Genomic DNA, 13,076 nt, shown 5'->3' on the forward strand with positions numbered 1-13,076 from the left:
CCGTGCGATTGGCCGCTCCGCTGCCGCTGTTCGCTCCAGTATCGCTCCCGGTCAGAGGCTCGCTGCAGCACGCAGCGCATCAACCCGGTCAGTCTGCTCCCACGGGAGGTCGATATCGGTGCGGCCGAAATGTCCATACGCGGCCGTCTGTGCATAAATTGGTCGCAGCAAGTCGAGGTCGCGGATGATCGCGGCCGGCCGCAAGTCGAATACCTCCGTGATCGCCTCTTGGATCTTCGCAGGATCGACCTTCTCGGTCCCGAACGTCTCGACGAACAACCCAACGGGAGCCGCCTTACCGATCGCGTACGCGACCTGCACTTCTAGCCGGTCCGCAAGGCCTGCAGCGACTGCATTTTTCGCAACCCAGCGCATCGCGTAGGCCGCGGAGCGGTCTACCTTCGACGGGTCCTTACCGGAAAACGCACCACCGCCATGGCGCGCCATTCCGCCGTACGTGTCAACGATGATCTTCCGGCCGGTGAGTCCGGCATCGCCCATCGGGCCGCCAAGCACGAACCGCCCGGTAGGATTCACCAGCAGCTTGAAGTCCGATGTATCGAGATCAAGCTCCTTGAGGTCGGATAGCACCGAGCCCAGCACGTGAGTCCGGATATCCGGCGCTAAAAGATTATCGAGGTCGATATCTGCTGCGTGCTGGGTAGAGACAACCACTGTGTCGAGGCGTGCTGGACGGACACCGTCGTACTCGATTGTGACCTGCGTCTTGCCGTCCGGACGCAGGTACGGCAGGACTCCGGTCTTGCGGCTTTCGGTCAGCCGCCGCGACAGCCGGTGTGCCAGCGCGATTGGCAGCGGCATAAGTTCCGGCGTCTCCTGGCACGCGTAACCGAACATCAATCCCTGGTCGCCCGCCCCCTGGCGGTCGAGGTCGTCCTCGCTCAGGCCTTCGACCCGCGACTCGTAAGCGTGTTCAACACCCTGTGCGATTTCCGGCGATTGCGCGCCGATCGCCACGTTCACGCCGCACGAATTGCCGTCGAAACCTTTGGAGGATGAGTCGTAGCCGATCTCCAGCACTCGTTCGCGCACGATCGTCGGAATGTCGACGTAGGCGGTGGTGCTCACCTCACCGACAACGTGGACCTGTCCGGTCGTCACCAGAGTCTCCACCGCGACCCGGGCGCCCGGGTCTTCCTTGACAATCGCGTCAAGGATGGAATCACTGATGGCGTCGCAGATTTTGTCGGGATGGCCTTCAGTTACTGATTCACTGGTGAACAGTCTGCGACTGGACGGGCTCACGTCGTTTGCCTCTCGCTTGGTTACCTTGCGGTCATTACGCTCAGTCTAGGCACGGTTGGTTCGTTCCGCCGTACTCGGCGAGCGAGGTGTTTTCCACCATTATCCGGCGTACAGCAACGCGCTGACGGCATCAAGAATTCGGCTCGCCATGAGGTTTTTCGACCCGAGCGGCAGGGCCTTCTCTGATCCTTCCCGCGACAGAATCCACCCCATGTTCGAGTCCACCTCGAATGCCTTGCCCTCGCCGACCGCATTGACGACAAGAAGCTCACAGCCTTTGCGCTTAAGCTTCGCGCGGGCATGCGTCAAAACATCACCGTGCTCGTCACCCGTCTCCGCGGCGAATCCGACGATCACTCGCGTTGCAGGCAGCGCACCCTCGTCTCGCCGTTCCACGGTTTCCGCGAGGATGTCGGCATTGCGGACCAGAGGGATCATATCCGGCTCGCCGGCGCCCTTTTTGATCTTGCTCTCTGCGACGGATGCCGGGCGGAAGTCTGCAACCGCCGCCGCCATGATCACGACGTCGGCGTCATCGCTGTGCTTGCGCACCGCGATTCGCATTTCCTCTGCTGTCGAGACTCGAACGATCTCCACTCCAGCTGGGTCAGTGAGGCCGGTAGCCGGACCAGCGATCAGCGTGACCTTCGCCCCGCGCTGAACCGCCAGCCGCGCGACGGCGTAACCCTGTTTGCCTGAGCTGCGATTGCCGAGGAAACGCACCGGATCCAGCGGCTCCCGCGTGCCACCCGCTGACACGACCACTTTGGATCCCGTCAGGTCGCGAGGAAGCGCATCCGCACGCTCGAGAAGCATGCTCCCGAGCCCATAGATCTCATCCGCCTCGGGCAGGCGGCCGGGGCCAGTGTCTTCGCCCGTCAGCCTGCCCGACGCGGGTTCCATCACAATCACACCGCGGCCGCGAAGTGTCGCGACGTTGTCAGATGTGGCGGGATGCTCCCACATTTCGGTGTGCATCGCGGGCGCGAACAGAACCGGGCACCGCGCCGTAAGCAAGGTCGCGGTAAGCAGATCGTCCGCGCGGCCATGAGCGGCGCGTGCCAGCAGGTCAGCCGTGGCGGGCGCGACCACAACGAGGTCGGCCTCCTGCCCCAGCCGAACGTGCGGCACTTCGTGCACGTTTTCGAACACCCCGGTATGCACCGGATTACCCGAAAGCGCCTCGAACGTCGCTGCGCCGATGAACTCCAGCGCTGAATTAGTCGGGATGACACGGACGTCATGCCCGGCCTCAGCGAAGTAGCGCACGAGCGCGCACGCCTTGTAGGCGGCGATACCGCCGGAAACCCCGACGATCACCCGCTTACGCGGCGCCGCACCATCAACCACTGCAGTTTCCGTTGCGGACACTGCGGGACCCGCTACTCGCCCTCGTTGTGAATAAGAAGATCCCCGTGGATCTCACGCAGCGAGATCGAGAGGGGCTTCTCATGCATTCCGGGATCAACAAGCGGCCCGACATACTCGAGCATCCCGCTGCCGATCTGGTTGTAGTAGTCGTTGATCTGACGGGCGCGCTTCGCAGCGAAGATCACCAGTGCGTACTTCGACGACGTACGGTCGAGCAGCTCGTCGATCGGCGGATTTGTCAGGCCGACCGGCGGATCATAGACAGGAACTGCACTGGCATTCGTGTCAGCGCTAGGCGTCGTCACACATACTCCTCTGATACTGCGGTCCAAAGTGGGCCATCACTATGCCCCAACGAGCAAGGATAGCAACTCACCGACCGCACGTTCCACGTCGTCGTTCACGACGACGCGGTCGAACTCGTGCTGAGCAGCCAATTCTTCACGTGCAGTCGCGAGACGCCGCCGGACAATCTCCGGAGCTTCTGTTCCCCGCCCGGAGAGCCGCTCAACGAGCACATCCCAGCTCGGCGGTGCCAGAAAGACGAGCGTCGCCTCAGGCAGCCGCTCCCTGATCGCCCGCGCACCCGCGAGGTCTACCTCGATGAGTACAGGTGTCCCAGCGCGCAGCGCGTGATCAACGGGCGCCTTCGGCGTTCCCGAACGCTGCAAGCCACCGTGAACCTCAGCCCATTCCAGCAGTTCGCCCGCGTCGATCATGCGATCGAATTCAGCACGCGAGACGAAGTAATAATCCCGGCCGGGTACTTCACCCGGCCGTGGGTCGCGTGTCGTAGCGGACACGCTGAACCAAAGGTCCGGCACCACATCGCGCAACCGCTGCACGACCGTGGATTTACCGACAGCAGAGGGGCCAGCCAAGACGACTAGCCGCCCCCTCCGCCGTGCCGCCGCCTCGGTGCCAGACACAGCCGCGCCTGACGCTTCGTTCACGGCAGCATCCACCTCACACTCACGCCTCGAAATCGAACCGCTGCAACAGCGCCTTACGCTGGCGCTCACCGAGGCCCCGGAGGCGACGCGTGGGAGCGATCTCAAGCTCGGTCATGATGTCCCGAGCCTTCACCTTGCCCACCTTGGGCAGAGCCTCGAGCAGCGCCGAGACCTTCATCTTGCCGAGAATCTCATCAGTTTCCGCATCGGCGAGAACCTGCTTGAGGTCGGTGCCACCGCGCTTGAGCCGCTCTTTGAGCTCCGCCCGGGCCCGGCGTGCCTCCGCCGCTTTCGCCAGAGCAGCCGCCCGCTGCTCATCGGTCAACTGGGGAAGGGCCACGATTCCTCCGTCTCATCTACCTACGTTGTTCTCACCGCGAGCCGCGGTGAGTGCGACCGTACACACGAAGCCAACGGTCTGCTAAGCCTGGCGAGGCTCAGCGTGTCGGCCTGCGCACTAAAACGCGCCTTGACCATACCGCGCGCACTGCCGGTCACCGTGGCAATCCTTGCGACACGCAGGGAAAACGTCAAACCAAAGCGCCGAGTTCGGGCAAATTTAGCGACTTTGTGAGCTGGATCACATCGAATTGGGGTGTCTTGGGGTTTTGCTGCCAACTTTTATTGCTGGCGCAAGAAGCTGAAGGCCTCGGCAGTGCGGGTTACCGCTGCGCGCAATGCACCCACGTCTGGGCCGGTCCGCAAGACATCCCTCGATACGGCAGGGAGCGCGAGACGGCCGTTTCCACCCATGAGCCGCGCAACCGAAGCAGGGGTTCCCCCCTGCGCACCCACACCCGGCAGCAGGACCGGCCCGTTCAGCCCGGACAGGTTGGGCACCGAATCTAGCGTGGCTCCAATGACGACACCCACCGACCCCAGCGGTTCCGCCTCCCTATTGCATTCCGCGGCGTCATCCACCATGGTCTGCGCGATACTGTGACCAGGCGCCGAACGAGCAGCCTGCACCTGCTGACCTTCCGGGTTGGACGTCGCGGCGAGCACGAAAACGCCGCGTCCGGTCTGCTGTGCGAGTGTGATCGCTGGTGTGAGCGATCCAAAGCCTAGATACGGCGACACAGTCATCGCGTCAGCCGCCAGCGGTGATTCATCGGCCAGCCATGCGCGCGCATACGCCGCCATGGTCGAACCGATATCACCGCGTTTAGCGTCAGCCAGAACCAGAGCTCCGCCCGAGCGCAGCGTGGCCATTGTGCGTTCCAGGACGGTATACCCCTGCGCACCATATGCCTCGAAGAACGCGACCTGCGGTTTCACGATCGCCGCTGTGTGTGCGAACGCGTCCGCACACCGGTCGGCAAACTCCGCGAGTCCACGGGCGCAGACACTCAGCCCCCATGCCTCCAGAAGCTGCGGATGCGGATCGATTCCGACGCATACCGGTCCGCGCTGGTCCAGCGCGGACCGCAGCCGGGCACCGAATGACGCACGCGTGCCCGCACCCCCAGTCGCAGTCGCTTCGCTCATCCGCGCAGCACGGCGTGCAGAACCTGCAGGGGCTGCACCCCGATATCGCCACGCCGGAGCGCTTCGATTCCCTGCACGGCAGCCGCCGCACCCTGCACCGTTGTGATGCACGGCGTTGATGTCGCGACAGCAGCGCTGCGAATTTCGTATCCGTCAATTCGCGGGCCCGAGTTGCCGTATGGCGTGTTAATCACCATGTCAACCTCACCATCTCGGATCTGGTCGACGATCGTCCGCTCGCCTTCCGCGAGGTCCTCACCCGAGAGCTTGCGCACCTCGGTGCACGGAATTCCGTTGCGGTGCAGCATTTCCGCGGTCCCCTTGGTGGCCAGGATCTGGAAGCCCAGATCAGCGAGGCGTTTCACCGGGAACACCAGGGCACGTTTGTCGCGGTTCGCGACTGAAACGAACACTGTGCCCTCGGTCGGCAGCGAACCGTACGCAGCGGTCTGGCTCTTCGCGAACGACGCACCAAAGTTCGAGTCGATGCCCATGACCTCGCCGGTCGATTTCATCTCGGGACTTAGCAGCGACTCGATGCCCGTCCCGTCGGCGCGGCGGAACCGGTTGAACGGCAGAACCGCTTCTTTCACCGCGATCGCGGAGTCAATTGGCATCTCGCCACCGTCACCGGTCTTCGGCAGCACCCCGCTCTCGCGCAGGCCGGCGATGCTCTCTCCGAGCATGACTCGCGCGGCCGCCTTAGCGAGGGGTACAGCCGTCGCCTTAGAGACAAACGGCACGGTCCGGCTCGCCCGGGGATTCGCTTCCAGCACGTAAAGGACGTCGTCTTTGAGCGCATACTGCACGTTGAGCAGTCCTTTGACGCCGATACCTGCCGCGAGCGCCTCCGTGGAACGGCGCACTGCCTCGAGGTCGGAACGGCCGAGCGTGATTGGGGGCAGCGCGCACGCTGAGTCACCGGAGTGAATACCGGCTTCCTCGATGTGCTCCATGACCCCGCCGATGTAGACCTCGGTGCCGTCACACAACGCGTCGACGTCAATTTCGATCGCATCATCGAGGAACCGGTCGACAAGCACGGGATGTTCCGGCGTTAACTCAGTCGCACGGGAGATGTAGTCCTCGAGCGACTGCTCGTCATACACGATCTCCATGCCACGTCCGCCCAGCACATAGGACGGCCGGACCAGCACCGGATATCCAATTTCCGACGCGACGTTGCGCGCCTGCTCGAAGCTTGTCGCGGTGCCGAAACGCGGCGCAGGCAGGCCAGCCTGACTCAGCACAGCACCGAATTCGCCCCGATGCTCAGCGAGGTTGATGGCGTCGGGCGAGGTACCGACGATCGGCACACCGGCAGCCTCAAGCTGCTTGGCGAGTTTCAGCGGCGTCTGACCGCCGAGCTGCACGATAACGCCGGCGACGTGGCCCGACTGTTGCTCTGCGTGCACGACCTCGAGCACGTCTTCCAGCGTCAACGGCTCGAAGTACAGGCGATCGGCCGTGTCATAGTCAGTAGAGACAGTCTCAGGGTTGCAGTTGACCATCACCGTCTCGTAGCCCGCCTGCGAGAGCGTCATCGCGGCATGCACGCACGAGTAGTCGAATTCGATGCCCTGACCAATCCGGTTCGGACCAGAGCCAAGAATGATAACCTTCTGCTTCTCACGCTGCGGTGCCACTTCACTTTCAGCGGCCGGGTCGAGTTCGTAAGCCGAGTAGTGGTACGGCGTTTTCGCTTCGAACTCCGCGGCACAGGTGTCCACAGTCTTGTAGACCGGGCGCACACCGAGCCGGTGCCGGAGCGCGCGAACCCCCTGTTCGCCAGCAAGCTCTGGACGCAGGGCCGCAATCTGACGATCGGAAAGACCTGAGTTCTTCGCCCTGCGCAGCAGCTTCTCCTCGAGCACCGGGGCACTCAGCAGTTCCGCGCGCAGGTCGACCAGGGCTTCGATCTCCGCAAGGAACCACGGGTCGATACCGGTCGCTTCGTACAACTGCTCAACGGACGCACCCAGACGCAGCGCCTGCTCAACCCGGTACAGTCGGCCATCGAGCGGGGTCCGCACGGCCTCCAATATCTCTTCGAGTGAACCGAACTGCTGATCCGCCCGAGTCCAGAACCCGGTTTCCTTGGTCTCCAGTGAGCGGAGCACCTTGCCGAGCGCTTCGCGGAAGTTACGCCCGAGCGCCATCGCCTCACCAACGGACTTCATCGTGGTGGTGAGCGTTGCGTCCGCGCCCGGGAACTTCTCGAATGCGAAGCGCGGCGCTTTGACCACGACGTAATCCAAAGTGGGCTCGAACGATGCTGGTGTTTCTTTGGTGATGTCGTTGACTATCTCATCGAGCGTGTAGCCGATCGCAAGCTTCGCCGCGATCTTGGCGATTGGAAAGCCCGTTGCTTTCGACGCAAGGGCCGATGATCGAGACACGCGCGGGTTCATTTCGATGACGACGATGCGGCCGTCGTCCGGATTGACCGCGAACTGAATGTTGCAGCCGCCCGTATCCACGCCCACTTCGCGCAGAATCGCGATGCCCAGATCCCGCAGCTTTTGATATTCCCGGTCCGTTAGCGTCATTGCCGGCGCGACAGTGATTGAATCACCGGTGTGCACGCCCAGGGGGTCGAGGTTCTCGATCGAGCACACGATGACCACGTTGTCGCGACCGTCGCGCATCAGCTCGAGTTCGAACTCTTTCCAGCCGAGAATCGACTCTTCGATGAGGACGTTCGCGGTGGGCGACGCGTTGATTCCGCCACCAGCGATCCGGTCAAGATCGTTGTAGTTGTAGGCCATTCCCGAACCTAGGCCACCCATGGTGAAGCTGGGCCGGACAACGACGGGGAAGCCCAGCTCCTCGACGGTGTCGTGGACCTCCTCCATCGTGTAGCAAACCCGGGACTTAGCGGATTCGCCGCCCACTTTCGCGACGATGTCCTTGAACTTCTGGCGATCTTCGCCGCGCTGGATGGCGTCAAAATCCGCGCCGATCAGCTCAACGCCGTACTTCTCGAGTGCGCCGCGGTCATGCAGCGCGACAGCGGTGTTCAGTGCGGTCTGGCCGCCCAGCGTCGCCAGCAGCGCGTCGACTGGGTGACCGTTGTCGCGTTCACGCTCGATGACCTTCTCAACGAATTCGGCGGTGATCGGCTCGATGTAGGTGGAGTCCGCGAACTCGGGGTCCGTCATGATGGTGGCCGGATTGGAGTTCACGAGTGTGACCCGCAGGCCTTCTTCCCTGAGTACCCGGCATGCTTGCGTACCGGAATAATCGAACTCACATGCCTGGCCGATCACAATCGGCCCAGAACCGATGACGAGCACATGCGACAGGTCGGTGCGGCGTGGCATTACACAGCGCCTTTCTTGGCCGAAGCGGCGTCGAGCGTGGAAATGAACTGATCGAAGAGGTACGCGGCGTCATGCGGGCCGGCGGCCGCTTCCGGGTGGTACTGAACCGAGAACGCGGAGCCGTCCAGCAGCCGCACGCCCTCTACTGTCCCGTCGTTGGCACACGTGTGACTGATGACTGCCCGGCCAAACGGCGTGTCAAACTCTTGGCCCGCTTCGCCTTCGAGCGCGAAGCCGTGGTTCTGCGCAGTGATTGCTACCTGCCCGGTCGCATGGTCGATGACCGGGATGTTGATTCCGCGGTGCCCGAACTTCATCTTGTACGTTGACAAGCCGAGGGCCCGACCCAGAATCTGGTTTCCGAAGCAGATACCGAACAGCGGGAGCCGCTGTCCGAGAATAGCTTTCGTCAACTGAACCGCGTTGTTCGCGGTCGCGGGGTCGCCGGGGCCGTTGGACAGAAAGGCACCGTCAGGATCGAGGTCCAGGATGTCTTCTAGCGTCGCGGTGCTGGGGACGACGTGAACCCGCACCCCGCGCTGCGCGAACATTCGCGGAGTGTTCGTCTTGATACCGAGGTCAACCGCCGCGATGGTGAACCGTGCCGTGCCTTCGGGCTCGATGGTGTAGCCGCCTGGCGTCGACACTTCCTCGGCGAGACTCGCACCGAGCATCGAAGGCTGGTTGCGCACACGTTCGACGAGTTCATCCGCGGGAGCGAGTGCGTCACCTGAGAAAACACCGGCCCGCATCGAGCCGAAGTTGCGGAGGTGGCGCACGACGGCCCGCGTGTCAATGCCCTGAATGCCCACTACATTCTGGCGGATCAGTTCGTCCTCGAGAGTCCCGGTTGCGCGCCAGTTCGATGTCCGGCGAGTTGCGTCCCGGATCGCATAACCCGCGACCCAGATTTTGCCCGCCGCACCCGCGGCCTCGTGGCCGCGTGACCCTATGGACTCGCTGTCATCGAGGTTCCACCCGGTATTGCCGATCTGCGGCGCCGTGGCCACAACGATCTGCCGGTGGTAGCTCGGATCCGTGAGTGTTTCCTGATAACCCGTCATCGCGGTACTGAAAACTGCCTCGCCGAGGGTTTCACCTACGGCTCCGAAGCTGCGGCCACGATAGACCTTGCCGTCTTCGAGAACCAGTGCTGCTTCGCTCACCCGTCCACACCGTTCTTTCCGTCTTGTTTTGAGCTGTTTGTAGCGTTGCGTTCCGGGTTTCCCGGCCCGTCCGTGCGGGTACTGCCGCTATCCCAGACGCCCACCCAGTCGTGGTATTCGAGTTTGTCGACCGCACGGAAGCCGCTGTCAATTTCGGCTCCCGTGCTTGTGCGCCATCGAATCACGAGCAGGCCATCCCGTGTCATGACTTTGCCGGCCAACTTCGCATCAGTGCGAAGATGCAGCACTTGCTCGCGCGGCATCCAGATCGTGCTCGCACCCGAACGCGTCAGCAGCAGGCCATCGTCGTAAGCGGTAAGTTCACCCTCAGCACGGTCCCCGAAATCGTCGACCGCCACCCGGTTGATCCATGACGGCGCCAGCGTGGATCCCACATAGAGTCCCGCGCTCGGTCCCAGCAGCGGCGCGCCGAACGTACCCGGAATTTCTGGGAGCGCACCGACAATCGCACGTTGCCGCTCGCCGCGCCGCCGCCATGATCGGATCATCAGCCACACAAGCAGGATCCAGATCGCAAAGAGGAGAACCGTGAGAAGTGTTCTCGTCACAGCGCATTCACCTTGCCTTCCTCAGCCGTGATCCGGCCGCGGAGCATCGTCAGCCGAACCTGACCTGGCAGCGTGAGACCTTCAAATGGGGTGTTGTCCGAAATGCTCGCGAACGCGTCACCCTGTACGACCCAGTGGGTTTCCGGATCGACAAGTGTGAGGTTCGCGGGTTCGCCCACCTCGATTGGTCGTCCCTGATCGGTCAGGCCGACGATCTGTGCGGGTTTCTCACTCATCACCCGCGCGACGGCACGCCACGTCAGAAGCCCGGGCCGCACCATCGTGTCGATGATGATCGACAGTGCTGTCTGCAAACCGAGCATCCCCGGCCGTGCGGCCGCGAACTCGCAGCATTTGTCCTGCGCCGCGTGCGGAGCGTGGTCGGTAGCCACGCAATCGATCACTCCCTCGGCTAAGGCCTGCCGCAAGGCCGCGACGTCGCTCGTTTCGCGCAGCGGTGGGTTCACTTTGTTGACCGCGTCGTACGTCTCGAGTCGTGAGTCATCGAGCATCAGGTGGTGCGGGGTAACTTCAGCGGTGATCGAGATGCCCTGCGACTTCGCCCATTTGAGGAGTTCCACCGTCCCTGCTGTCGACGCGTGACAGATGTGCACGCGGTAACCGGCGTCACGTGCTAGCAGCGCGTCCCGCGCCACGATTGATTCCTCCGCAGCCCGCGGCCAGCCAGTAAGGCCGAGGCGCGCCGCTGCGGGGCCCTCATGCGCCACGGCACCGACCGTCAGGCGCGGTTCCTCCGCGTGCTGGGCGATCAGCACCCCTAGGCCGCGTGCATATTCAAGCGCCCGGCGCATAATTAGTGGGTCCTCGACGCAATAGCCGTCGTCCGAGAACATCTTGACGCGCGCTTTTCCGCTGGACATCGCGCCGAGTTCGGCGAGTTGCTTGCCCTTGAGACCAACGGTTACTGCCCCGACCGGGTGCACGTCGACGAGCCCGATCTCCCGGCCGCGGCGCCACACGTGATCGGTGATCACAGCGGTGTCTGCGACGGGATCGGTGTTCGCCATCGCGAACACCGCGGTATATCCGCCGAGCGCCGCTGCTGCGGAACCAGTTGCAATCGTTTCCGTGTCTTCACGACCTGGCTCGCGCAAGTGCGTGTGCAGATCCACGAACCCGGGCAGCAAGATGTGCCCGCCGGCTTCCACCACTGTTGCGCCGTCCGCGTCGAGTCCGGCGCCGATTTCCGCGATCTGACCGTCACGTACGCGCACATCGACTGGTTCGCCTTCGCCGTACAGCCGGACTTCTCTAAGCAGAATGGGAGTGTTTGTCACGATTCCTCTCCTGAGTCCGCAAGGCCGACAAGCAGCCGGAAAAGCACCGCCATCCGGATGTGCACGCCATTCGTCACCTGCTGCAGTACGGTTGACCGATGCGAGTCGGCCACTGAGAAGCCGATCTCCATTCCCCGCACCATCGGGCCGGGATGCAGAACCACCGCATGGTCCGGCAGCATTGATATTCGTCTGTCATTGAGCCCGTAGCTAATCGCATATTCCCGCGCCGATGGGAAGAAGGAACCGTTCATTCGTTCCGCCTGTACGCGCAGCATCATCACTGCATCCGCAGCGGGCAGTTCCGCCTCGAGGCTGTGCCCGATCGTGACGGGCCAGGTTTCGGCACCAACAGGCAGGAGCGTTGGCGGTGCGACAAGCACGACCTCCGCTCCGAGCATGGAAAGCAGCAGCGCATTGGACCGCGCGACCCGGCTGTGCAGCACATCGCCGACGATGACGATGCGACGCCCAGCGATGTCGCCGAGGCGCTGCCGCAATGTGTAGGCGTCAAGCAGGGCCTGTGTCGGGTGCTCATGGGTGCCGTCACCCGCATTGATCACGGCCGGGCCCGACCCGTCAGCGCCACGTGTCCAGCTCGCGATCTGCGCGGGCGCGCCGGAAGCCGGATGCCGGACGACCAGTGCATCCGCACCTGCCGCGTGCAGCGTCATCGCGGTGTCACGCAGTGACTCGCCCTTGCTGACCGAAGAGGCGCTGATACTGACGTTGATAACGTCCGCGCTCATCCACTTGCCCGCCACCTCGAACGAGACTCGGGTGCGCGTGGAGTTCTCGTAGAACACAGTCATGATCGTGCGACCGCGCAGCGTCGGGAGTTTGCGAACCTCTCGGCCGAGTAGTGCCTGCTCAAAGCGGTTCGCTTCATCGAGGAGCGCGGTGGCCGATGCGGGATTCAGGTCGGCTACGGAAAGGAGGTGCTTCACCGCGCACCGCCCTCGGGGCGCAACTCCACACCGTCACGCGCGTCGTGCTCGCTCAACAACACGAGAACTTCCTCAGATCGGGCCGTCGGAATGTTCTTGCCGACGTAGTCGGCCCGGATAGGTAATTCCCGATGCCCCCGATCCACGAGAACCGCGAGCTGCACGATCCGCGGCCGCCCCACGTCGCGCAGCGCATCAAGCGCTGAGCGCACAGTGCGTCCCGAATACAGCACGTCGTCCACAAGGATGACCAGACAGCCGTCAACTCCGCCCACTGGCATCGATGTTCGTTCCAGCGGGCGATGCGGCTTTGAACGCAAATCGTCGCGATACAGCGTCGTATCCAGCGATCCCACCGGCAGGGTGATTCCCGTGAACTCTTCGATCTTCGCCGCGAGACGTTGCGCCAGCGTGGAACCGCGCGTCGGGATACCGACGAGAACGACGTGGCCTTTCGCGTCTTCCTGATCGAGCGCAGTCTTTTCGATGATCTGATGCGCGATACGCGCGATCGTCCGGCCGACATCTGCAGAACTCAGCAGCTCTCGGCTGCCGCTTCGGCTCGATTGCCCCGAACTGCGCCCGCCACCGCCTGCGGCGCGCTGCGCAGTACTCTCCGCCGGATACTCTTCTGGGAGCATCCCCAGACCTCCTTCTCCGCCTCACGGGACGGATCGTTAAAGGACGCCGTTTTG

Annotated in this window: 12 protein-coding genes; all 12 read right to left on the bottom strand. The window is 63.3% G+C overall.

Annotated features, from left to right (window positions below; all coding sequences use genetic code 11):
- Positions 1 to 51: 51 nt before the first annotated feature.
- Complete coding sequence (metK, locus tag ONR57_RS07830) at positions 52 to 1,266, bottom strand: methionine adenosyltransferase (protein ID WP_265122585.1); 1,215 nt, start codon at positions 1,264 to 1,266, stop codon at positions 52 to 54.
- Between the two features lie 99 nt (positions 1,267 to 1,365).
- Entirely contained in the window at positions 1,366 to 2,637 is a 1,272-nt protein-coding gene (coaBC, locus tag ONR57_RS07835) for a bifunctional phosphopantothenoylcysteine decarboxylase/phosphopantothenate--cysteine ligase CoaBC (protein ID WP_265122586.1), read from the bottom strand.
- 11 nt (positions 2,638 to 2,648) lie between these two features.
- Complete coding sequence (gene rpoZ, locus ONR57_RS07840) at positions 2,649 to 2,942, bottom strand: DNA-directed RNA polymerase subunit omega (RefSeq protein WP_265122587.1); 294 nt, start codon at positions 2,940 to 2,942, stop codon at positions 2,649 to 2,651.
- Between the two features lie 39 nt (positions 2,943 to 2,981).
- Positions 2,982 to 3,590: a guanylate kinase gene (gmk, locus tag ONR57_RS07845; RefSeq protein WP_265122588.1), complete on the bottom strand. Its 609-nt coding sequence runs from the start codon at positions 3,588 to 3,590 to the stop codon at positions 2,982 to 2,984.
- A 19-nt stretch (positions 3,591 to 3,609) separates the two neighbouring features.
- Complete coding sequence (gene mihF / locus ONR57_RS07850; RefSeq protein WP_265122589.1) at positions 3,610 to 3,930, bottom strand: integration host factor, actinobacterial type; 321 nt, start codon at positions 3,928 to 3,930, stop codon at positions 3,610 to 3,612.
- 281 nt (positions 3,931 to 4,211) lie between these two features.
- The gene (gene pyrF / locus ONR57_RS07855) at positions 4,212 to 5,078 is read right to left on the bottom strand and encodes an orotidine-5'-phosphate decarboxylase (protein ID WP_265122590.1); all 867 of its coding nucleotides are present in this window, start codon (positions 5,076 to 5,078) and stop codon (positions 4,212 to 4,214) included.
- Positions 5,075 to 8,401 (bottom strand): carbamoyl-phosphate synthase large subunit, encoded by a 3,327-nt coding sequence (carB, locus tag ONR57_RS07860; protein WP_265122591.1) that lies wholly within the window; start codon positions 8,399 to 8,401, stop codon positions 5,075 to 5,077. The genes pyrF and carB overlap by 4 nt, the downstream gene beginning before the upstream one ends.
- Entirely contained in the window at positions 8,401 to 9,567 is a 1,167-nt protein-coding gene (gene carA / locus ONR57_RS07865; RefSeq protein WP_265122592.1) for a glutamine-hydrolyzing carbamoyl-phosphate synthase small subunit, read from the bottom strand. The genes carB and carA overlap by 1 nt, the downstream gene beginning before the upstream one ends.
- Positions 9,564 to 10,136 (bottom strand): transporter, encoded by a 573-nt coding sequence (locus ONR57_RS07870; protein ID WP_265122593.1) that lies wholly within the window; start codon positions 10,134 to 10,136, stop codon positions 9,564 to 9,566. The genes carA and ONR57_RS07870 overlap by 4 nt, the downstream gene beginning before the upstream one ends.
- Positions 10,133 to 11,434 carry a dihydroorotase gene (locus ONR57_RS07875; RefSeq protein WP_374116411.1) on the bottom strand — a complete coding sequence of 434 codons (1,302 nt, stop codon included), beginning with the start codon at positions 11,432 to 11,434 and terminating at the stop codon, positions 10,133 to 10,135. Before ONR57_RS07875 ends, ONR57_RS07870 begins: the two co-directional genes overlap by 4 nt.
- Positions 11,431 to 12,381 (bottom strand): aspartate carbamoyltransferase catalytic subunit, encoded by a 951-nt coding sequence (locus ONR57_RS07880; protein ID WP_265122594.1) that lies wholly within the window; start codon positions 12,379 to 12,381, stop codon positions 11,431 to 11,433. Before ONR57_RS07880 ends, ONR57_RS07875 begins: the two co-directional genes overlap by 4 nt.
- The gene (gene pyrR / locus ONR57_RS07885; RefSeq protein WP_265122595.1) at positions 12,378 to 13,022 is read right to left on the bottom strand and encodes a bifunctional pyr operon transcriptional regulator/uracil phosphoribosyltransferase PyrR; all 645 of its coding nucleotides are present in this window, start codon (positions 13,020 to 13,022) and stop codon (positions 12,378 to 12,380) included. Before pyrR ends, ONR57_RS07880 begins: the two co-directional genes overlap by 4 nt.
- Positions 13,023 to 13,076 lie beyond the last annotated feature (54 nt).

The organism is Hoyosella sp. YIM 151337 (assembly GCF_026041215.1).
Classification (GTDB): domain Bacteria; phylum Actinomycetota; class Actinomycetes; order Mycobacteriales; family Mycobacteriaceae; genus Hoyosella.

What these genes read in the sequence shown, in the direction of transcription:
- pyrR (WP_265122595.1), bottom strand. Translation starts at nt 13,022, where the DNA reads ATGCTCCCAGAAGAGTATCCGGCGGAGAGTACTGCGCAGCGCGCCGCA.
- carB (WP_265122591.1), bottom strand. Translation starts at nt 8,401, where the DNA reads ATGCCACGCCGCACCGACCTGTCGCATGTGCTCGTCATCGGTTCTGGG.
- pyrF (WP_265122590.1), bottom strand. Translation starts at nt 5,078, where the DNA reads ATGAGCGAAGCGACTGCGACTGGGGGTGCGGGCACGCGTGCGTCATTC.